The organism is Tumebacillus flagellatus (assembly GCF_000714935.1).
GTDB classification, from domain to species: domain Bacteria; phylum Bacillota; class Bacilli; order Tumebacillales; family Tumebacillaceae; genus Tumebacillus; species Tumebacillus flagellatus.
Map to the genome: position 1 here is coordinate 27,754 of NZ_JMIR01000017.1, position 20,217 is coordinate 47,970.

At 56.4% G+C, this 20,217-nt stretch carries 22 protein-coding genes; 14 read left to right on the forward strand and 8 right to left on the reverse strand.

Annotation, left to right across the window (positions count from 1 at the left end; all coding sequences use genetic code 11):
- Positions 1-40 precede the first annotated feature (40 nt).
- The 3 genes from EL26_RS12410 to EL26_RS12420 all read left to right on the forward strand — a co-directional run bounded on the left by EL26_RS12410 (position 41) and on the right by EL26_RS12420 (position 3,394).
- Positions 41-1,627, forward strand: a complete 1,587-nt coding sequence (locus EL26_RS12410) for an ABC transporter ATP-binding protein (protein ID WP_238546103.1) — start codon at positions 41-43, stop codon at positions 1,625-1,627.
- Positions 1,620-2,405 (forward strand): energy-coupling factor transporter transmembrane component T family protein, encoded by a 786-nt coding sequence (locus EL26_RS12415; RefSeq protein WP_052036305.1) that lies wholly within the window; start codon positions 1,620-1,622, stop codon positions 2,403-2,405. The genes EL26_RS12410 and EL26_RS12415 overlap by 8 nt, the downstream gene beginning before the upstream one ends.
- Before the next feature lie 104 nt (positions 2,406-2,509).
- Positions 2,510-3,394, forward strand: a complete 885-nt coding sequence (locus tag EL26_RS12420; RefSeq protein WP_038089137.1) for a DMT family transporter — start codon at positions 2,510-2,512, stop codon at positions 3,392-3,394.
- A 96-nt stretch (positions 3,395-3,490) separates the two neighbouring features.
- On the opposite strand, the gene EL26_RS12425 is transcribed toward EL26_RS12420, so the two are convergent.
- Together EL26_RS12425 and EL26_RS12430 are read right to left on the reverse strand one after the other, a co-directional pair.
- Positions 3,491-4,099, reverse strand: a complete 609-nt coding sequence (locus EL26_RS12425; protein WP_038089139.1) for a superoxide dismutase — start codon at positions 4,097-4,099, stop codon at positions 3,491-3,493.
- A 135-nt stretch (positions 4,100-4,234) separates the two neighbouring features.
- Complete coding sequence (locus EL26_RS12430) at positions 4,235-4,822, reverse strand: TetR/AcrR family transcriptional regulator (RefSeq protein WP_038089142.1); 588 nt, start codon at positions 4,820-4,822, stop codon at positions 4,235-4,237.
- A 186-nt stretch (positions 4,823-5,008) separates the two neighbouring features.
- Here EL26_RS12430 and EL26_RS12435 point away from each other — a divergent pair, with 186 nt between their 5' ends.
- A complete protein-coding gene (locus EL26_RS12435; RefSeq protein WP_081857163.1) occupies positions 5,009-6,310 on the forward strand; it encodes a phytoene desaturase family protein in 1,302 nt (433 codons plus the stop codon).
- Positions 6,311-6,519: 209 nt separating this feature from the next.
- Complete coding sequence (mnmL, locus tag EL26_RS12440; protein WP_038089148.1) at positions 6,520-7,503, forward strand: tRNA modification radical SAM protein MnmL/YtqA; 984 nt, start codon at positions 6,520-6,522, stop codon at positions 7,501-7,503.
- Positions 7,504-7,557: 54 nt separating this feature from the next.
- Here mnmL and EL26_RS12445 read toward each other — a convergent pair whose 3' ends face one another.
- Together EL26_RS12445 and EL26_RS12450 are read right to left on the reverse strand one after the other, a co-directional pair.
- Positions 7,558-8,292: a DUF3600 domain-containing protein gene (locus EL26_RS12445; RefSeq protein ID WP_052036306.1), complete on the reverse strand. Its 735-nt coding sequence runs from the start codon at positions 8,290-8,292 to the stop codon at positions 7,558-7,560.
- On the reverse strand, positions 8,282-8,890 hold the full coding sequence (locus EL26_RS12450) for a sigma-70 family RNA polymerase sigma factor (protein ID WP_052036307.1): 609 nt from the start codon (positions 8,888-8,890) through the stop codon (positions 8,282-8,284). The genes EL26_RS12445 and EL26_RS12450 overlap by 11 nt, the downstream gene beginning before the upstream one ends.
- A gap of 110 nt (positions 8,891-9,000) precedes the next feature.
- Between EL26_RS12450 and mnmM the strand changes: the two genes are divergently transcribed.
- From mnmM to EL26_RS12465, 3 genes are all read left to right on the forward strand, one after another.
- Positions 9,001-9,564, forward strand: coding sequence for a tRNA 5-(aminomethyl)-2-thiouridylate-methyltransferase MnmM (gene mnmM, locus EL26_RS12455; protein WP_038089150.1), 564 nt, complete (start codon positions 9,001-9,003; stop codon positions 9,562-9,564).
- 75 nt (positions 9,565-9,639) lie between these two features.
- A complete protein-coding gene (locus tag EL26_RS12460) occupies positions 9,640-10,188 on the forward strand; it encodes an RNA polymerase sigma factor (protein ID WP_052036308.1) in 549 nt (182 codons plus the stop codon).
- Positions 10,185-11,636 carry a hypothetical protein gene (locus tag EL26_RS12465; protein ID WP_038089153.1) on the forward strand — a complete coding sequence of 484 codons (1,452 nt, stop codon included), beginning with the start codon at positions 10,185-10,187 and terminating at the stop codon, positions 11,634-11,636. Before EL26_RS12460 ends, EL26_RS12465 begins: the two co-directional genes overlap by 4 nt.
- A gap of 1,190 nt (positions 11,637-12,826) precedes the next feature.
- Here the strand turns inward: EL26_RS12465 and EL26_RS12470 are convergent.
- A complete protein-coding gene (locus EL26_RS12470; RefSeq protein ID WP_038089156.1) occupies positions 12,827-13,474 on the reverse strand; it encodes a YcnI family protein in 648 nt (215 codons plus the stop codon).
- Positions 13,475-13,659: 185 nt separating this feature from the next.
- On the opposite strand from EL26_RS12470, the gene EL26_RS26205 reads away from it, so the two are divergent.
- A complete protein-coding gene (locus EL26_RS26205; protein WP_052036309.1) occupies positions 13,660-14,427 on the forward strand; it encodes an ATP-binding cassette domain-containing protein in 768 nt (255 codons plus the stop codon).
- On the forward strand, positions 14,381-14,548 hold the full coding sequence (locus EL26_RS26210; RefSeq protein WP_238546104.1) for a hypothetical protein: 168 nt from the start codon (positions 14,381-14,383) through the stop codon (positions 14,546-14,548). Before EL26_RS26205 ends, EL26_RS26210 begins: the two co-directional genes overlap by 47 nt.
- 21 nt (positions 14,549-14,569) lie before the next feature.
- Here EL26_RS26210 and EL26_RS12480 read toward each other — a convergent pair whose 3' ends face one another.
- On the reverse strand, positions 14,570-15,568 hold the full coding sequence (locus EL26_RS12480) for a hypothetical protein (protein ID WP_038089159.1): 999 nt from the start codon (positions 15,566-15,568) through the stop codon (positions 14,570-14,572).
- Complete coding sequence (locus tag EL26_RS12485) at positions 15,561-16,910, reverse strand: c-type cytochrome (RefSeq protein WP_038089162.1); 1,350 nt, start codon at positions 16,908-16,910, stop codon at positions 15,561-15,563. Before EL26_RS12485 ends, EL26_RS12480 begins: the two co-directional genes overlap by 8 nt.
- 218 nt (positions 16,911-17,128) lie before the next feature.
- Here EL26_RS12485 and EL26_RS12490 point away from each other — a divergent pair, with 218 nt between their 5' ends.
- The 3 genes from EL26_RS12490 to EL26_RS23785 are packed head-to-tail and all read left to right on the forward strand — an operon-like array spanning position 17,129 to position 19,039.
- Positions 17,129-17,995 (forward strand): sensor histidine kinase, encoded by an 867-nt coding sequence (locus tag EL26_RS12490; protein WP_081857170.1) that lies wholly within the window; start codon positions 17,129-17,131, stop codon positions 17,993-17,995.
- A complete protein-coding gene (locus tag EL26_RS12495; protein WP_038089164.1) occupies positions 17,961-18,608 on the forward strand; it encodes a response regulator in 648 nt (215 codons plus the stop codon). Before EL26_RS12490 ends, EL26_RS12495 begins: the two co-directional genes overlap by 35 nt.
- Before the next feature lie 23 nt (positions 18,609-18,631).
- Positions 18,632-19,039: a FixH family protein gene (locus EL26_RS23785; RefSeq protein ID WP_161780717.1), complete on the forward strand. Its 408-nt coding sequence runs from the start codon at positions 18,632-18,634 to the stop codon at positions 19,037-19,039.
- A gap of 58 nt (positions 19,040-19,097) precedes the next feature.
- Here EL26_RS23785 and EL26_RS12505 read toward each other — a convergent pair whose 3' ends face one another.
- On the reverse strand, positions 19,098-19,637 hold the full coding sequence (locus tag EL26_RS12505; RefSeq protein WP_038089166.1) for a hypothetical protein: 540 nt from the start codon (positions 19,635-19,637) through the stop codon (positions 19,098-19,100).
- A 100-nt stretch (positions 19,638-19,737) separates the two neighbouring features.
- Between EL26_RS12505 and EL26_RS12510 the strand changes: the two genes are divergently transcribed.
- Positions 19,738-20,205: a cupredoxin domain-containing protein gene (locus EL26_RS12510; protein ID WP_052036312.1), complete on the forward strand. Its 468-nt coding sequence runs from the start codon at positions 19,738-19,740 to the stop codon at positions 20,203-20,205.
- The last annotated feature ends 12 nt before the right edge of the window (positions 20,206-20,217 follow it).

The following is a 20,217-nucleotide window of genomic DNA, read 5'->3' on the forward strand; positions in this document are numbered from 1 at the left end:
TACGTTGATGCAAAAGACACCCTTTCTCGCATGCGTTGGGGTGTCTGTGCAGTTTTTTGACCGCGATGCGCCCGTGTTGCGGGAAATGAACGTCTCGATTGAACGAAATCAAGCGGTGCTCCTGCTCGGCCCGTCCGGCTCGGGCAAGAGCACGCTGTTGCAAGTGCTGTCCGGCATCATCCCGCGCTCCATCGAAGCGTGGTTCAAAGGCACCGTCACCCGCCCGGATTCGGTCGGCGTGATGTTTCAAGACCCGGACGCGCAATTTTGCATGTTGACGGTGGAGGACGAGTTGGCGTTCTCCCTTGAAAACCGCTCGGTGCCGCGCGAACAGATGCGTGCCGTCATCGAAAAAGCGATGCGCGACGTCCGCCTCGACATTCCGCTCTCCACCCCGATCCGCGAACTTTCCGGCGGCCTGAAACAGCGCTTGGCGCTCGCCTGCTTGCTGGCGCTCGAACCCGAGGTGCTGTTCGTCGACGAGCCGACCGCGCAACTGGACCCGCTGAATACACAGCTCGTCCTCGACGACCTTCGCCGCTTGCACGGGCAGAAAACCCTCGTGCTCATCGAGCACAAGCTCGACGGCGTGATCGAATGGGTCGACCGCGTGCTGCTGTTTAACGCGGAGGGCCGGATCGTGGCGGACGGCGCGCCGCTGGACGTGGTGCGCGAACAGGCGGAGATGATTCGGGAGTCCGGCATCTGGACGCCGAAACTCTGGCCGGTGACGTGGGAGCAACTGCTCGCACCCGTGCCGCATCCGCTCGCCGAACGCTTGCAAACCCAACTCGCCACCGGAAAAAAACAAACAGCCCGCCCCGCCGCAGACGCTCCGATCCTCGACATCCGCGACGCCGGGCTGCGTTATAAAAACGGCCACGTCGTCTGGCAAGGTCTCAACGCGAGCATCCAGCCCGGCGAGTGGGTCGCCATCCTCGGACCCAACGGGGCGGGCAAGAGCACGTTTTTGAAAATGGTCGGCGGGTTGATCGAGCCGACGCAAGGGAACGTGCAGTTGAAAGGCAAAGACGTGAGCCGCTACAAAACGCCGGAGTTGTACGATACGGTGGGCTTCGTGTTCCAGAATCCGGAGCATCAGTTTATCGCCGACACGGTGTTTGAGGAAGCGGCGTTCGGCGGCAAGGTCGCCGGATGGCCGCAAGAGCGGATTGAGCGGGAGGCGACGCAGTTGCTGGCCGACTTCCGCTTGCAGGAGTTGCGGGACAAAAACCCGTTCACCCTGTCGCAAGGGCAGAAGCGCAGGTTGAGCGTCGCGGGGATGCTGTTGAAGCGCCAAGACGTGCTGTTGCTCGATGAGCCGACGTTCGGGCAAGATGCCGCGACGACGGCGGAGTTGTTGCAGAGAATGCAGGAGCGCAACGAGGCGGGGACGACGATTCTCATGGCGACGCATGACGTGGAGTTGGTGGCGGAGCATGCGTCCCGCGTGTTGGTGATCGGGGAAGGCGGTTTGCTGTTCGACGGGTCGCCGCATGACTTGTTCTCTCAGCCGGAGCTTTTGGAAAAAGCCTCGCTCACAGCACCGCTGGCGTATGAGTACCGGCAGCGAATTCTAGATGCAGGTCAAAAGGAAAAGGTCGAGGAGGGAAGCCTGAGTGTCTAGTTCATACACGGCGGGGCACGTGCATCCGTCCTCGGCCAAGAGCCTCGTCGCCCGCGTCAACCCGTCGGTGAAGCTGCTCTTGCACCTGCTCTGCATGCTCGTGTTCATCTTCGTCCACGACCCGAAGACCGCGTGCGCTCTGATGGCAATCCCGATGCTGCTCTCCGTGACCGCCGCCCGCATCCCGGTCTGGACGTTCGTTAAACGGTTGTCGCCGTTCCTGATTCTCTTCCTCTCCACCACGTGGATTCTCGCCGCCTACGGCAAAGGCGAGACCGTCTGGTGGCACGGCGGCATCATCACGATCACGGAGGAAGGGCTGGTCAAAGGCCTGAACATCGGCTTGCGGATGCTCGGGTTCGTCGCGTACGGCGCGTTGTTCGCGATGACCACCGACGTCACGCTGCTCGCCTTGAGCTTCATGCAACAGCTCAAACTCCCGCCGAAAATCGGGTATGCCCTGCTTGCGGGATTTCGCTTCCTCCCGATGTTCCGCGAAGAGTACGAGCAGATCAAGTCGGCGCACCGCGTCCGCGGCGTCGCCCGCGTGCCGGGATTGCGCGGCAAACTCCAAGCGTTCACCCGCTACACGATCCCGCTGCTCGCCCAAGGCATCCGCAAAGCAGAACGCGTCGCCATTGCGCTCGAAGCCCGCGGATTTGACGGCTCGCGCAACCGCACGTACTACCGCGAGCTGAAACCGGGCATCTATGACGCCGCGTACTTTGTCCTCTTGCTGGCGATGCACACCGTCGTCTGGTACTGCTTCATGCGCTAACAAAATAACAAAAAGAGAGCGCCTTTACCGGTCGCTCTCTTTCTTTTTCCCAACATCTGGGGTACAATGATCTCTTGCCCAAAATCAAGGAGGTGCCCCACCCGATGAACCCGCGCAAAGGAATTCTGCTCAACGTCCTCTCGATTTGCTTCATGGCATTTTCACCCGTACTCAACAAAACCGCCATCTCCGGCGGTCACATCTCGGTCACGAAAGCGGCGTTTCTGAACATCGCCTACTCGCTGCTGCTCGGCTTCGTGCTCGCCGTCATCCGCAAGCAGAAACTCCGCTTCGTCCGCAACAAAGCGATGCTCATCGTCGGCTTCACCAACGCCGCCGGACTGATTCTCATGTACATCGCACTCGACATGATCGGGCCGGTGACCCTCGGGTTTCTGGGGCGTTTTTACCTCATCTTCACGCTGTTGCTCTCCGTGGTGATTCTCAAGGAGCGCATCACGTCCCGCGAGTGGGGCTTGATTGCGCTGGCGATTGCGGGGCTGTTTCTCTTCCAAGCGCAGGGCGGGCTCACCATCTCCTCGTGGGCGGGCGTGGGCATCGCGATGGCGTATACGTTTTTCTTCTCGCTGACGAACATCACCGTCAAGCTTGTGGTCAAGGATGTGGATTCGAACTCGATCCTGTTTTCCAACAACGTGATCACCATCTGCTTTCTCCTCGTCTACGCGCTGTGCACCGGCGAAGGCAACTTGCAGCACCTCGACGTCTCCGGTGCGGGGATGATCTTCGTCTCCGCGTTCTGCGCGAACTTCATGGGCATGCTGCTGTATTACGAAGGCATCAAATACATCGAATTTTCAAAAGCGAACGTCATCCGCTCTTCCGGCGTCCTGCTCTCGGCGGCGATTGCGTATCCGTTTTACCCCGTCCATCTGACGCTCGCCAACATCCTCGGCGCGGCGATCCTGCTCGGCTCTGTTATCTCCCTGAACCAAACGCCTAAGAAAAAACAAAACATCGCCGCGTGAGCTGCCTAAGCCTCCTAAGCCGCAAAAAAGCCGCAAAAAAGCCGCAAAAAAGCCGCCCCCAACCGGAGGACGGCTTCTCTTTTTTCAAAAACGAACTTACTTCGCAGCTGCGAAACGCTTCGCCACTTCGTCCCAGTTGACGACGTTGAAGAACGCGTTCATGTAGTCCGGGCGCTTGTTTTGGTACTTGAGGTAGTACGCATGTTCCCAAACGTCCATGCCGAGGATCGGGGTTTTGCCTTCCATCAGCGGGGAGTCTTGGTTCGGGGTGGAGGTGACAGCGAGTTTGCCGCCGTCCACGATCAGCCATGCCCAGCCGGAACCGAAGCGGGTTGCGCCTGCTTTGGTGAACTCCGCTTTGAAGTTGTCGAAGGAGCCGAATGCGGAGTTGATCGCATCCGCCAGTTCGCCGGACGGAGCGCCGCCGCCGTTCGGGGACATGACTTCCCAGAACAGGGTGTGGTTTGCATGGCCTCCGCCGTTGTTGCGAACCGCGCCGCGGATGTTTTCCGGAACTGCGTCGAGGTTTGCGATCAGCTCTTCGATGGACTTGGAAGCGAGATCTGCATGACCTTCGAGAGCCGCGTTGAGGTTGTTCACGTAGGTCGCATGGTGGCGATCGTGGTGGATCTCCATGGTTTGCGCGTCGATGTGCGGCTCAAGAGCGTCAAACGCGTACGGAAGTGCCGGCAGTTGATGTGCCATTTCGAATTCCTCCTATGTAGAGACAGAGTTTTTATACATAGATATATCATAACTTACTTAGGCAGGGATGCCAAGATTTTTTTCCAATCCCCCCGCACTAGGATACTCAGGCGGCATTCAGTTCATACATCCGAGTCACGCGTTCAGCCCGTTGAACAGATAGTGAATCTTCGTCTGAAAAATTTCCTCGATCGGCCACTGGCCTTCCGCCAGCACCCAGTCGTTGACGGCGTGCAGGTAGATGTTCTCGATCATGTTGCCCGCGATGATCGGGTCGATCGACTCCCGCAGCACGCCGCGCTCTTGGCCCGCTTCGAGGATGTCGGCGAACAAGTTGCGCAGCGAACGGATGTCGCCCTGGATCACCGCCGACGGCGTGTTCAGCGAAGACTTGATGAAGATGCGCACGAGCGGCAAGTTCTCGCGGTTCGTCGTCATTGCAATTTCAAAAATCTCCATGATCTTCTGCTCGCACGTCAAGTCCGGGCGATCCCATTCACTTCGCCGCTCGATGACTTCTTCCAACGGCTCTTGGCCCCAGTGCGCGAGAATCGCTTCCTTAGTAGGGAAGTGTAAAAACACCGTCCCGCGCGCGACGTCGGCGTGCTCGGCGATCATGTCGATGGTGGTGGCGTCGTAGCCGCGCTCTTGGAACAATTTCATGGCGGCGGTGAAAATTTTGGTGCGCGTCTCTTGTTTTTTGCGCTCACGTCGTGTTGGCATGGATTGACCTCCCCTTCGGCATCCTACTCCCTGTATTTTACTAAAAAAATGTGCTGGACACACCCGTCGCTGTACGATTATCATGAATGTACTGAGTCCAAAATGTACTAAGTCCATTATTAGTTTGGGTATTGCGACTTATACTAATATTTCGAGAAGACGGAAAACGGGGGGTCCATGTTTCCCATGAAAAAAACAGCAGTGGTAATCGGCGGCGGTTTGGCCGGTTTGAGCGTGGCTGCGCGATTGGCGAAGAACGGCATGCACGTCAAATTGTTGGAGAAAGCGCCGAAGCTCGGCGGGCGTGCGGTGACGATTCCGCTCAAGGGCTTTAACTTCAACTTCGGGGCGCACGCGATCTACACGCGCGACTCGTCCTACATTCGCAAACTGGAACGGGAATTGGGCATCACGGTCAACTGGCGCGACTTCGACCCGAAGAAAGCCCGCTACGACCTCGGCGAAGAACTCACAGAGATGCCGGCGACGCTGGAAGGTCTCTACAAGACCAAAATTCTCTCGGCGACGACCGCCAAAGCCGCGTTTGCGATCGAAGTGATGAAGACGGTCTGCCTCTTGGAGCGCGGCGAAGAGGGCGTCTCGATCGGCGAATGGATGAAGCGCACGAAGAAGGCGCCGGAAGTGCAACAGCTGATGTTGCTGCTTGCCTCCTCGAACTTTTTCACCCAAGAGCCGGAGCGCATCCCGTCGACGGCGTTCTTCAAGTATTACCAGCGCATGTTCAAAACCTCCAAAGCGGTCGCGTACATCGCGGGCGGCTGGGAGAGCCTCGTCGCGGAGCTGGAGCGCGTCATCGTCCAGAACGGCTCGGAGATCGTGACCAAAGCGAAGATCGAACGCGTGCTGTTTGAAGGCAACCGCGTCAAAGCGGTGGAAACCTCGGAAGGGCTGATCGAGGGCGACGAGTTCGTGTTCGCGTGCCCGCCGAAGGAACTCGCCAAGATCTTCGAAGACACGCCGCTCGCCAATTCCATTGCTCCGTACTTGATGCAGCGCCCGAACACGGTGCTCGTCTACGACATCGGGCTGAAGTCCCGCATCGATTCGCCGTACACGTACATCTACGACAAACAGGCGAAAGTCTTCCTCACCGACATCTCGCACTACGACCCGGAATGCGTGCCGGAGGGCGGGCAATTGGTCCAAGCGATCGCCTACCTCAAGTCGGAGGAAGTCGGCGACCGCGAACACGCGCAAAAGCGCAAAGACGCGATCGAAGCGCTGTTTGACAAGCACCTGCCGGGCTGGCGCGACGAACTGGTCGCCAAGCGTTACACCGAGCGCGCCGCCGCGCAGGAAATCAAGGTCGAGGACGACCAGAAGCTGATGCCGGTGCAGTTCCACTCCTGCGCGAACGCCGTGTTTGCGGGAGACTGGGTGCAGGGCGTCGGGCAGCTTTCCGAGCTGTCGTTCTCGTCCGGCTGGGAAGCGGGCAACCGCGTGATGCACCGCGTGACGCTGTACTAATTTTGTGCGCAGACAGAAAACACCCTCCGTTCGACTGGTTAACGGAGGGTGTTTTTTTCTTCGCCCAGACCTGACTCATGACCCGCTGGTTGTGCTGTATCATATGTCCAGCGTGGGGGGATGGTTCGGCGGACTCAACCGGGAATCGAGATTTTTTCAGGAAAATAGGCTACAATAAGGCGATGAAGTTTTGGGAAAGGAGTCACGACATGGCTCAAACAGAATTCACGCGCACTCCCTTGCTGTGGGGTGATAAGCGCTATCATACGTGGAACTACCATCTGCGCGGGATCTTCGGCGAGAAGATCTTCAAAGTGCCGCTCGACGCCGGGTTTACCTGCCCGAACCGCGACGGCAACGTCGCAACGGGCGGTTGCACGTTCTGCTCGGCCCGCGGGTCGGGCGATTTCGCCGGCGACCAGACGGACGATCTCGTCACGCAATTTCATGATGTGCGCGAACGCATGCACAAGAAATGGCCCAAGGCGAAGTATCTCGGCTACTTCCAAGCGTACACGAACACGTACGCGCCGGTGGAAACCCTGCGCGAGTACTACGAGACGATCCTCCGGCAAGAGGACGTCGTCGGCCTCTCGATTGCCACCCGCCCGGACTGCTTGCCGGACGATGTGGTCGAGTACCTTGCCGATCTGAACAAGCGGACGTATCTCTGGCTGGAGTTGGGTTTGCAGACGATGCACGAATCCACGGCGGAGACGATCAACCGCGCGCATGACTTCCAGACGTATCTCGATGCGGTGGAGCGCCTTCGCAAGCACGACATCAAGGTCTGTTCGCACATCATCTTGGGTCTGCCGGGCGAGACGGACGAGATGATGATGGAGACCGCCCGCGCCGTCGCCAAGATGGACGTGCAGGGGATCAAGATTCACCTGCTGCATCTGCTGAAGTATACGCCGATGGTCAAGCAGTGGGAAGAGGGCATGGTGGAGTTTATCGACCAGGACCGCTACATCAAGTTGGTGTGCGACATGCTGGAAATTCTGCCGCCCGAGATGGTGATCCACCGCCTGACGGGCGATGGACCGCCGGACACGCTGATCGGCCCGCTGTGGAGCCTCGACAAGTGGTCGGTGCTCAACGGCATCGACGCGGAGATGAAACGCCGCGACTCTTGGCAAGGAAAGTACTTCCAGCCGGAAACGGAAGAAGCAGCGGAACCACAAGCGTAAGGAAAAAAGCGAGAACCCTCGGCGTGCCAAGGGTTCTCTTTTGCTTGTGGAAGATTACTTCGAGATCGAAGTTGTGGATTGAGTTTGATGGACTTTCTGGTTGACGGTGTCGAGGATTTCCTTCGCCTCGAGGAAACGGTCTTTGAGATCGGCGGGGAGTTGGTCGGCGAGGATGTCGCGGTCGTACTCGACGCCCGTTCTCGCCATGACAGTCTGATACGTCATCTGCGCTTCCAAGTATTGATCGTACTCCGCTGCCGTCAACACGTCCTTGGTCTGCGCGTTGTGGTTGAGGAAATCGTCGTCCGGCGTCATGTCGGCGTAGATTTGCTTCAGTGTCGCGCGGTCTTCCGCCGAGAGTTTGTCGACGTCGATGTGGCCGTATCGGTCGCCGTGCTCCGTCATGAAGCGGACGAAGTGCTTGCGGATGTCTACGAAATGGTCGTAACGCTCCTCGCCAAGCTCTTCCTTGGCACCGGAAAGTTTCAACCCAAAGCCCACATAGGTCGCTTTGGTCATGCCGACAAACGATTTCTTCGCTTGTTGAAACGACCCGTAGATGTCGTCGCCAAGCCATCCGCTGTCGGCGGCATACCCGACGCTCGGGACAAGCAGGCAAACGGCGGCAACGGCGGTGAGCAATTTCTTCTTCATAGGAGATCGCTCCTTCGATTGTTGTTGGAGATGCAGTTCGTACGATTGACGCACGCGTTCTTTCAATTCAGGGGGCGGCGACAGGCGGGAGGCGTGCTCGACCAAGTCGCGTTGGAGTTGATGTTCAGTAGACATTGGTTCCTTCCACCTTTCGCGGGAGAGTGGGTTCTTCAAACGAGACACGCAGTTGCCGGAGCGCCAGATGATGACGCGACTTCACCGTGCCAAGCGGAATTTGCAACAGGTCGGCGATCTGCTCCAGCGTGTAGTGCTGGAAGTAGCGCAGAATCACGACGACGCGCAGTTTGTGCGACAGGTCTCCCACGCGCTGCACCAGCTCTTGGCGGGTCTCGCCGTCGAGCACCTGCGCTTCCGGCTCGGGCAGGGGTTCGTGGAGATCGAGCGCTTTCTTGCGGTCGAGAAGGCGCAGGCGGCGCCAGACTTTGCGCTTCCAATCTTGGACGGTGCGCACGGTCAGGCCGTGCAGCCAGAAGCGAAACTCGCGCGCGGCGTCATACGTGTCCAGCGACTTCCACATCCGAATGTAGACCTCGTTAACGATGTCGGCGGCGTCCTGCCGGTCCGGGATGAGAAAAGACACGAGACGGTAGACATCGTCGCAGGTGTTCGTATATACCACTTCGAAAGCTTGGCGATCGCCGGCGATCAACTTCTCGATCCAAACTTTCCATTCCTGATTCGTGAAGGGGTCTTGCTCCTTGATTTGGCTCATTGGGGGGCCCTCCCATCGTGCTCATTCACCCGTATCTTCGCTCTGAACCGGAAAAAGGTTCAGTGATTTCTTGAGAAAATTTTACAACATGAGAGGAGAGTTGTCCGAACATGGTGATCAAACCGATGTTTTCGTATGTGCGGGCGTTGCTTGCCGAGGTTTTGCGGGAGGGGGACGTCGCGGTGGACGGCACGGTCGGCAAGGGCCACGACACGCTGTTTCTCGCGCAGTCGGTGGGAGACACAGGCCGCGTGTACGGGTTTGACATTCAAGAGGAAGCGTTGGCGGCGGCACGGACCCGCGTGGAAGAAGCAGGCGTGGCGGAGCGGGTCGTTTTTTTCCAAGAGAGCCATGAGCGGATGCGCGAGTTTGTGGCGGGGCCGGTCCAAGCGGCGATGTTCAACCTCGGCTACCTGCCGGGCGGCGACCCGTCGGTGGTCACGACGACGGGGAGCACGTTGCCCGCTTTGGAGGCGGCGCTGGAGTTGCTCGCGCCGGGCGGAATTCTCACGATCATGCTCTACAGGGGGCACGAAGAGGGCGAAGCGGAGTCGGAAGCGGTGTTGGAATGGGCGCACGCGCTCGACACGAGACGCTGCCACGTCCTGCTCTATCGCTTTTGGAATCAAAAAAATTCCCCGCCGCTTCTCCTCGCCATCGAAAAACGCCGGTAAAGTTGTAACGCAGCGGGCGTGTTCCGCGACTAGATGTGCAAGAGAATTACGCTTAGGAGAGAGAAGGTGGGTTTCATGGTGGAACATGATCTTGACGAGTGGTACCGGCTCTACCACCGGGACGTGTTTACGTACATCGGCTTCCAAGTGAAGAGCCGCCAAGACGCGGAGGACATCGCCCAAGAAGTGTTCGTGCGCGTCTTGCTCGGCGTGGACCGTTTTCAAGGCTTGGCCTCGCCCAAAACGTGGATTTTGACGATCGCCCGGCGCACGGTGGTGGATTGGTACCGCAAGAAAAAGTTCAAGAATCTGTTCTCCCTGAGCCACGCCGAGGAAGTGCCGAGCGACGAGTTGAGCGCGTATGAAACAGTCGAGCGTCACGCCAAGGAAGCGGCGTTGCGCGACGCTCTGCGCGGGTTGAAACAAGACATGCGCGACGTGGTGGTGCTTCGGATGATGCAGGAGTTTTCCACCGAAGAGACGGCGCAAATTCTCGGTTGGACGTCGGCGAAGACACGAACCACCCTGCACCGCGCGATGAAAAAACTGCAACAGCACTTAGGCGAAGACCCGCTGTTTGACGAATGGGCGCACGCCGCAGAGGAAGGAGCGAGAGCACGATGAGCGACCCGCGTTGGAACCACCTGCCCGAAGAACTCAAGTCCCTCGGAAAAAAATCCCCCGACACCCCTTCGGACCCTGCGGCGTTCAAAGAGCGCGTCCTGCGCGAGTACGAGCGCCGCACCCGCTGGCATCTGCGCGCGCGCTGGATGCGGCGCGGGGTGGTCTTGGCGGGCGTCTGCACGGCGGCGCTGCTCGGCGTGCTCGTCGCAAAGCCGGCACTTTCGCCGCAAGAGGCACCGCCTCTGCAGTCGGCCAAGTCTGTCGCGAAGCATGCGCCGCTTACGAAACAAGAAGTCGTCGAGCGTTACTTCAACTTCATCTTGCAAAAACGTCCCTCGCTGGCAGACGCGAATCTCGCCCAAAATCTGAGAGGCAAACTCCCGGTCTTTGGACAAAACCGCACCAACCCGCATCTGACCGGGTATCGCCTGAAAGCTTTGGCGGGCGATCAGTATGAAGTCACGCTGAACTGGGCGACGTACGGAGCGGAAGCGAGGCTGGAAGTTTTGCAAGTCAGCATGGCGCAAGAGAGCGGAAACTGGGTGATTTCCGGGATGAAGCAGACGCAGCAGCGCGTGTTTGCAAGCCGCGACCAAGCGACGGTGCGGGCAGAACTTTCGCTTGGCAGCGGAAAAACGGAAGCGGCCGGCGCCGGGGTCTTGCCGTCGAAGAACGGATGGAGCTTTTTCGCCGCCGATCCGACGGATGCGAACCGCGCGGCGTTCGCTCAGCAGGGAGACCGTCCGCTCGTGTACGTCTGGCAAACCGACCGGAGCGCCCCGAAGCTGACGGCGACGATGCCGGAAGGGGAGATCGGCGAGATGCTCTGGGGCGAAGACGGGCTGCTCGTCGTGAACTTCTCGCCCAAGACGAACTTGAAAGCGCAAGAGATATGGTTCGTGGATACAGCCAAAGGCGACGTGTACATGGACGAGTGGCTGGTCGCGCAACTGAAGGAACGGAACATCTCCGACGCCCATGCGGTGCACATGCTGGCTGGAAATCGTCTGGAGCTCAGGAGCGGGACGAGGGCGTTTTTGGCGGATTTGACGAAGCACGAGTGGTCGGAGGAGAACGTGCCGCCGCTGCAGATGGAAGAGTCGGTGTTTGAGGGGCAAGCGTCGAACTTGCCGACGCAGGAGTTGAGTTTCTTCAGCGCGGAAAGCGCGCAGGAGTGGTTGGGCAAGATCAACCTGCCGCCGGGTCTGCAGATCGACCCGGCGCGGGACGTCGGGTTCTACGTGCTCAACGGCAGCGTGGAGTCGCTGACGCTCGATTCGGGAAGCTTGCAAGTCGAGGTGTCCAAAAACCCCGGTCACTTGCAAGTTCTGCGGGTGCCGCTGGAGAAATTGAAGCAATCCGGCCTGTCCGGGAAGCAGATGACGATCAGCGTGTACGACGAGAGCGGCACGCCGATCTTGGGGCAAACGCAAGTACGGGTGCCGTAAAAAAGAAAAACGTCATGCCCCCAGTAAGCGACTATAAACTGCAAGATGAGGGGAAATATCTCTCTAAACCTCGCATTTGACGGTGTAGAGCTCCTCTGCGAACTAAAGAACCACATATCGTTTGGACTGCCCCTTCGCCAACATGCTGCGGAAGGGCAGTCTTTTTTTGCGATCACCAGGAAGAAGAGTCTTGTGAGAATTTTGTGAGACGGGTTTGGTAGAATGCAGACGCCGTTGCCACGCTCGATACTCCTCCACACTCGGAGTAAACGGAGCCACTTTCTTGGCATCCGTCGGATTGCAGGTGAACCAATGTCTGCAATGATTCTTTCGTCCGGGCACGAGCGATGTTCTCCAAGAGCCTTCCCAACCGAATCGACGTGATCGGAAAGGCGCAGGTCTCGAAATAGACATGTTGCTTCCCGTTCGACAACAACCACAAACTGTAGTAAAAAGTCACGCTGCTCCCCAGAGCGACCAGAACATCCATGTTCGCGCTGCGATGGAGCAACAATCGAAACAACCCGCGAAAAAACCGCCACCCCGCTACAACTTGCAGTTGCGCAGCGAGTATCAACTGCAAGATTGGATGGGAGAAGGCGGTAACAGCAGGCAACGGCACACCGATCATGCGGAGCATGTACCACAAAAAAGGCAGGGGGAGCAGAGCGGGTACACGAACATCTCAAGTTCGGAACGATGACCGCCTTCCTCTGAAAGTTTTCTGTCCGCAGGGGGAACTTTCGCCCTGAAACCAAGACGTTCAATGCGGGCCGCGCACGCTGTACAGGTCATCCCGTCGATCTGCAACGTGAGCTTATGAACTTGTCTCTATGTCATGGACTTGCGCCTCCCTTCTCCTTCAAGTCTATGAGCTTGCCCCGCATTCCCGCATAGCCCGTGTGGGTCAGTCTGCGGTTTGCTGATCGGATCTGGAGCCGTTTGTCCGCATGGTTCGTTGGCGAAGTGGGCGGCGTGGGCGGACGAACGTTTTTGTGAGAAAAAAAGACCGTGCTTCCTCATCAAAAGAGAGGGGGCACGGTCTTTTAGCGCGCTTTGATCTTGGTTGTTCCGCATAGCTCTGAATGCTGCATGTTGCCGCACCCGGTGAAAGTGACTGCGACAGTGAGCAACAAGAGGAGTAAAAAAACTTTTCTAAGCATGAGGAACGCTCCTCTTCGAATGGAGGCTTACGCGCGTTTGCGGAACAGACCTAAGAGCGAGAGCAGCAGGGCAGCACCGGAGATGATGTACGGAACGGTGTTGCTCGATCCAGTGTTTTCGGACGTGGTTGTCGGAGCGGCGGTTTCCTGTTTATTGTCTTCCGTTTTCTTCGCATCATCATGGTGGTCGGCCTCGGCGGTGCCTGCCGCTTTGATCGTGGTGACGGAAGCCGGAGTTTTGGAGCCTTCGTCGCCCGTCCACTCCACGACAGAGTTGTCCGCATAGGTTTGGTAAGCTTTCCACGCGAGTTTGCCGGATCCTGCTTCTTTCGGGTTGGCGCCGATGAAGTTGAACTCGATGAATTCTCCCGGCTTAATCCCGCCGGCGGTTGCCGTCCAGACGAGAGCTTTGTTCGTTCCGTCGGCGTTTTTTTCGAAGGAGTAGTCCCATCCCGCGATCGGTTCGACGGTGGAGACTTTTTCGCCTGCCGGGAATTCAACACGCACTTTGGTGGTGTTGATGTCTTTTTCGACAGGAACTCGAACGGTATATTTTTCATACGCGCCGGTCGTCGTCTCTTTCGGCCAGACGGTGACGTGCGCGCTTGCAACTTGAGTGACGCTTAGCAGGCTGCCTGCTACGACGAGGGCTGCCAACCAGTTCATTTTTTTCATGGTGTGTGTTTCCTCCTAAGGTCTAACGTACACTCCTTAGTCTATCTTGAAGTGTGTTCTGACCAAATAGCCTTTTTGAGCTATTTTACGACCTGTCAAAAACAAGTAACAAGATTAGCCCGGTTGAGTCATATGGCAAAAAATTGCGTCGTGATCGAATCGATCCGTTTTGAAAGGTGGTAAAATTGCCCCCCGGCACCTATGAGGGACCCCTCTCTATACGAAAACCGATTCAGGTCGAAGCGGAACAGACGCGCATCATCTCTTCGAAGAGCGCTTCGTCTGATGAACCGCTGTTGCTCTTGGAAACAAACGGAGCCACCGTCCGAGGGTTGCAACTTGAAGGGAGTCAGGATGGACTCGTGGTTCACGGTGACAACAACCAGATTCAAGATGTCGCCATCACGACCAGCAAAACGGCGGTTAAGTTGGAGAATTCGAATCGAAATCTGGTGCAGAAGTTGCGCATCCGCGGGAGTGCAGCCGATCTTGAACAGCGCGGAAACGGCGCGGGAAAGAGCACCCTCATTAAAATGGTCGTGGGGATCAGCCGCCCTACGACCGGAACCATTCGTGTGCAGGGCTTGGAGTGGCGGCGCAATCGTGAAGAGTACGCGAGAAGGATCGGATTCATGCCAGATGATTTTCAATTCTCCGGCGGCATGAGCGCATGGGAAACCCTCTGTTTTTACTCCGGACTGCGCGGAGTGGGGAAACAGCGGGCGGCCGAGGTGATGGACATCGTCGGCTTGACGGAGGCGGGACAGAAACAGGTTTCCGCTTTTTCCAAAGGGATGCGGCAACGCCTTCTGTTAGCTCAAGCTTTGCTTGCGCGACCGGCTCTCTTGGTGCTCGACGAACCGACCAACGGGCTTGACCCGTATTGGATGGAGTCGTTGGCCGGTTTTGTTTTCGACGCATCAATTGGATGTCGCCGAAGCGGTTGCGGATGAAGTCGTGTTTCTCAACCAAGGGCGCGTGATCAGCCAAGGCAGCGTGCAGAGTTTCCAAGGCGGGCTGACGGACGTTTTCCATACCTCGCTCAAACGAAATCAAAAAAGCGAAGCGGAGTGAACGGCACTCCGCTTCGCTTTTTTAAGATTGTGCTTGTCCGGTTTGGTAGGGCTCCAAGTACAGATCGCGCACTTCGTGGCGCATCACGCCCATCACCCCCAGCAGAAGCACCACGTGCATCCCGGCGATCAAGACCGCTTTGCGGGAAGGCTTTTTCAGGACGTTTCCCAGCACGTACAGCAAGGACAGGCCCAAAAGGAAGGCGCACAAGAGGAGAACCAGATGGAATCCGCTCAACATCGAGGCGCGGACCCGATCGTCCAAGCTGATCAAGAGCAAAGGACCTGCGATCAGTTGGCCGGCTGTGAAAATCAAGGCCACGCGACGGCCAAACCTCGACACAAACTCGTAAGGCAGCGTGGAATTCGATCTCCGCTTCCGGTTCGCCCAGATCAGGAAGTAGATGCCTGTCACCGACAAACTGGCAAACAGGAAATGCAAGTACCGTTGGAAAAGGGTCGGGTACGTGACAAGTGCGGAGAAAAAACCGTGAGTCTCTTGCCAAAGCGCAGGGTACAGCATCGAGACCACGTTGGTGAAGAAGATCAACGGAACGAACAACAGGCACAAGGCTCCCAATGCGCCGATGAACAAGTGCAGCCCTTTCCGGTTTTGCCAACGATCCCACGTAAATTTGTACAAGTACAGCAAAAGGAAGGCTGCGATCAGCAAGGGAATCAGCAACAACCATGCGTTTCCGATCAAGATCGTGGAGGTGTAGAAAAAACGTGTATAGATGGTGCTGATGACCAGCAAGGGGCCGACACCCAGCACGACGGCGATGCTTTTGAAAACGGAGACTTGGGTGGCTAACGCTTTGGCCGTTTGGTTCCATTCCGAACGCTTGGTCATCATCCCGCGAAGTTCGCTGTACACCGCCAAGAGGGAGCCTGACAGCATGAGGTTGACGAACACGATATGCAAGATGAACGCCAGGATGAGCAAGACCTTAAATACGCCGATGTCACCGGGAATCGGCAAGGAGAGATCGACAGGAATCGGATAGGAGGTGTTATTCATGAGCAGTTCCTCTTTCTGCAACTTGTTCGGAGGTTTCTCGCCCTTGACCGACAGCTTCGAGGTATTTGCCAAGCGCTTGTAATTCTTCCTCGTTTCCTGCGAAGGGCGGCATGAAGGAACGGGCTTGGTGCAGGTTTTTCACATAATTGGCGATGTTCTCTGCCGTCCAACCTTGCATTCGTTGGTTCATGGCCCGTTTTGAACGCCATCCGTCGACCGTATGGCACGTCATGCACTGTGCGGCAAACAACTCGCGACCCGCGGTTCTTTCATTGTCCGGCGTGACGTCGTGCACGGTTGTCCATTTTGCGGTTTTGAGAAACCCGTTGCGCTGGAAGGTATCCACTTGGTCGGTGCGGATGCCGTTTACGTACATGTAATCGTAGATCACAAACGGTTTGCGAATCGTTTCCCGGATCATTTCAAACTCTCCGATGATTCCGACAGACAGGAAAGCTACAGTTACACTCAATGCGACCGGGACGCGGGACGGGGCTTTGTACAGGCCAATCCCGATGACCGCGATCAAAATTAACACGGTTACGTTGACCAGAACGAAAAACTCGTTTTGCATACCGGATGCCCAAACGATCAAATTCGAGGCTTCCGACGGCAAGTTACAGCTGTACCAGATGGCGCCGACGATCAAGAAAGGGAAACAAAGCAAGACGATCTTGCCAAAATCTCGCAACAGCCCTGCGGCGTTGGCTTTGTTTTTGACACCCAGACGAATGAAGGGGGCAAACAGCCCGACACCCAGCGTCAACGCGACAAACGTTCGGAAAAACAGCGAAGGCAGCCACGTGGGGTTCACAAACGCATCCCAGAAGGAAAGCGTCGCGACCCACTTGCCGGGAGTCATCTGGCAGGCCAGAATCGCTGTGATGATCGTCATCGTCAGCCAAGAGGCCGCGACCAGTGCAATCCCGGTTCGGATGTGCAACTTTTTTTTCTCGCCTTTCCAACGATCCCACGTGTAGAAGTAGATGAGGATCAGCACGACCTCGGAAATGAACACGATCCACTCGGCGAACCAGGCCCAGTGGAAGATGCGAAGCAGCGACCCGATCGCATAAGGCTGAATGACGGTGGTGGAGAACCAAATTCCTACACCGGTCATCGCGCCGACGGTTGTGGTTACGATGAGAATCCATTTGCTCATCGTTCGAGCGGTGCGCTCTAATTCAGGATTGTTTGTGCGGTGCGCTTTTGCTTCCGTCCAAACCATCAAGACGGACCCGCCGATCGCGACGGCGTGGTTGATGACAACGTGTACGATGGCAATGACCGCAATGAGGGTTCCGGCACCAAACCAAGGAAAGGTGATGACGGGAAACTCCATTTCTTTTCACTCCTTTGTTTACATGCAGTTGACAACGTCTCTCAGAATAGCATTGGATTGGGAAGAAGAGATGACCCGTTGGAGTGACTGACTCCTTAACGAATTTTGTCAACGCGGGGTCCAATGGGGCTATTGCTTGGCAGATTAGCCAGCATGGGCTATAGGAACAATGCTTGGAGCACGTTATGATGTAACCTGTGATGAAGGGAGCGATCGATTTGACATATAAACAACTGAAATGGTTGATTCTCATCATTCCGACCGTTACCAACGGGATTTGGGAATATGTGAGGCATGCGTATCTACTGCCCTATATCTCGATGGATATGGGAAATTGGTTGTCTCCGCTGATCGTATTGGGGGTCACTCTAACGCTGTTGCTCGGCCTGTTCTCTCGACTGGAGCGTTTGCAAGACGAGCTGAACCAAGAACGGGCGGCGAAAGTGCGCCTGCAAGAGCGGGAGCAAATTGCGCGGGAGTTGCACGACGGGATCGCGCAGTCCCTGTTCCTGCTTTCTGTAAAAACCGATCAGTTGAAAAAACTGCAGCCCGGAATGGATGTCAACGTCGAAGGGGTAAAAGAAACGCTGCGGCGTGTGCACGATGACGTGCGGCAATCGATTTCAAACCTGCGCAATCCGCCTCGGCTGGATGCGCTTCCGTGGGAACAGACCATCCAAGAGATGATCCAAGACTTTCGGTTGGCGACGGGAGCCGGTGTGAACGTCACGTGGGAAGTGCCGGAGGGGAGTCTGACGGCGAAGGAAAAAATTGAGCTCTCGAATACGTTGCGCGAGTTTCTTATGAATGTCCGCAAACATGCCGAAGCCTCCCGCGTCGAGGTAGAGTTTTCTCTCGGAGATGCAGGGGACAGTTGGGCACTTCGCGTCCGCGATGACGGCATCGGGTTCACGGAAGATCCGTTTCAGAAAGCGTCCTGTTATGGATTGCGCATGGTGAGGGAGCGTTCGGCGGAAATGAAGTGGGGGTTTGAAATTCGCCGGGATTCCGCGTGGACGGTGTTGGAAGTGAGAAAGGGGGGACGGGTTTATGAACCAAATCTTTCGCGTGCTGATTGCGGATGACTCGGAGCATGCGCGGGAAGGGATCCGCTATATCTTAAGCACAGACCCGCGATTTGAAATTATCGGAGAAGCTTGTAACGGTCTGCAAGCGTTGGAGATGACCGAGAGTTTGATGCCCGATCTGATTCTCATGGACATCAACATGCCGGTGATGAACGGATTGGACACCACCAAGGAGATCAAGATTCGGTATCCCTACGTAAAAATCGTGGTGATCACCGTCTCAGACGACGTTTCGTATCTGTTTGAAGCGTTGAAAAAAGGTGCGCAAGGGTATTTGCAAAAAAACCTGAACCCGCAATCATGGGTGGAATATTTGGTCTCCGTGGTGATGGATGAAGTGCCGATGACTCGTGGATTGGCAACGAAATTGCTTGAGGAGTTTATTGAAGTGGAGCGCCGGCCAAGCAAGAAAAACCCGCTTTCCAGCCGCGAGCAGGATATCTTGAAGCACGTGGCAACAGGGTACACCAACCGCAGGATTGCCGAAGAACTCTCCATCTCCGAAAATACAGTGAAAAATCATCTAAAAAACATCCTGCAAAAACTCCACTTGGAAAACCGCGTGCAACTCACCAATTATGCGCATGAGCAAGGGTGGATTCAAAAATAGAACTTGAGGAGAAGAAGATGAACATGAAACCATATCTGTTGTGCGCAGCCGTTGCGCTCTCATCGATCTTGTTAACCGCTTGCGGCGGCGAAATGGACCATGATCACATGATGATGCATGAGACGAACGGCACTGTGAAAAAAATGGACATTTCCTTTGAAACGAACCCGCAGTCGCTCGCTGTAAACCAAGAGGGGACGCTCAAGGCCAACGTTTCGGCAGGCGGCAAGCCGGTTTCTGATGCGACTGTGGAGATCGAGACATGGGCGGACGGAGACAACAATCATGAAACGACCAAAGGCAAATCGGACAAACAAGGCGGTTATACCGTCCAAAAGAAATTCAACAAAGCGGGTAAGTACCACGCGACGGTGCACGTCACCACCAGCGAACTGCATCAGATGCCCACGTTCGAGTTTACGGTAGAGTAAGAGTCGAGAAGCAAAAATTTGACATGTGTACCCTTTAGGGGATGGATGTCGGAACCAATCAGCCGGAATTTTTTGATTGATGGGCCAAGAGATAGAGAGACATCAAATGCTTTTTGTCCCGCTCTCCGTCCAGTGGCTTCCGAAACTCTTGCCGGGCGCCGTCTTCCGCGAGGCCTTGTTCGAGCGCGCTTTGCAAGAGAGAGTATGCCCGAATTTGTAAGAGCTCTCGGACATCCTCGCGGCTGAACACCTTCTGTTGGTCCGCTTTTTCCTTCAGGCGATGAATCAAAAGTTGCTTCCGAATTTCTCGACTGTCGGATGCGCTCCGAATCCTCTCGACCTGCTCCGGTGCCAGCCTGTTTTGTTTGATCAGTTGCACCCAAACGCTTTCCAGCACCAGATTTTGATCGGGCAGATAGAGGTCGAGAATTTCCTCAAACAGCTCTGTGGAGAGGGGAATTGTTTCGGTCAGCAATGTGGTCGAGTAATACCTCCAGAGGGCATGCTCAATGTCGTTTTTTTGATCGGAACCAAGCTGGACCCGCTGTTGAAAAAGCTCTTTCAACGCGACTGGACTCAAACTCTCGAAATCGTTCAATAGTAAAAGCCTCCCTTCGCTTCTGTATCCTATTTCGATGGGAAATGGATGGAACCTCCATCGCAGGGAAAACTACCTCTCAAAAGGAGGTCTGCCCGCGATGAACTACAGACGTTGCCGCAACTGGTTGCTGGGCGCGACGGTCGTCCTGTTCGCTGCTGCGCTGACAGCGCCGGACTACGTGCGCGCCGAGACGCAAACCTATACGCATACGGCGCACATCGCCGAGAAAAAAGCCGAACCCAAGCAAGAGTTCTGGATCGTCACCAACGAGATCAAGTCCGCCGCCAAAGACGGCGTGCCGGAGATGGAAGTGTACCGCTGGGACCCCGGGTTTTTGGTGGTGCAGCGGGGAAAGCCGGTCGCCCTGCATTTTTACGGGGTCAAAGGCAAATCCCATCCGTTTGAAATCCAAGGTCTCGGTATCAAAGGCGATGTCCAAAAAGGCAAAGTCACCACCGTTACCTTCACCCCGGACCAAGCCGGCACGTTCCCGGTCGTCTGCCTCACTCACCCGACGATCAACCAAAACGGACCGATGATCGGTTATCTACGCGTGGAAGACTAAGCACCAGGGGCA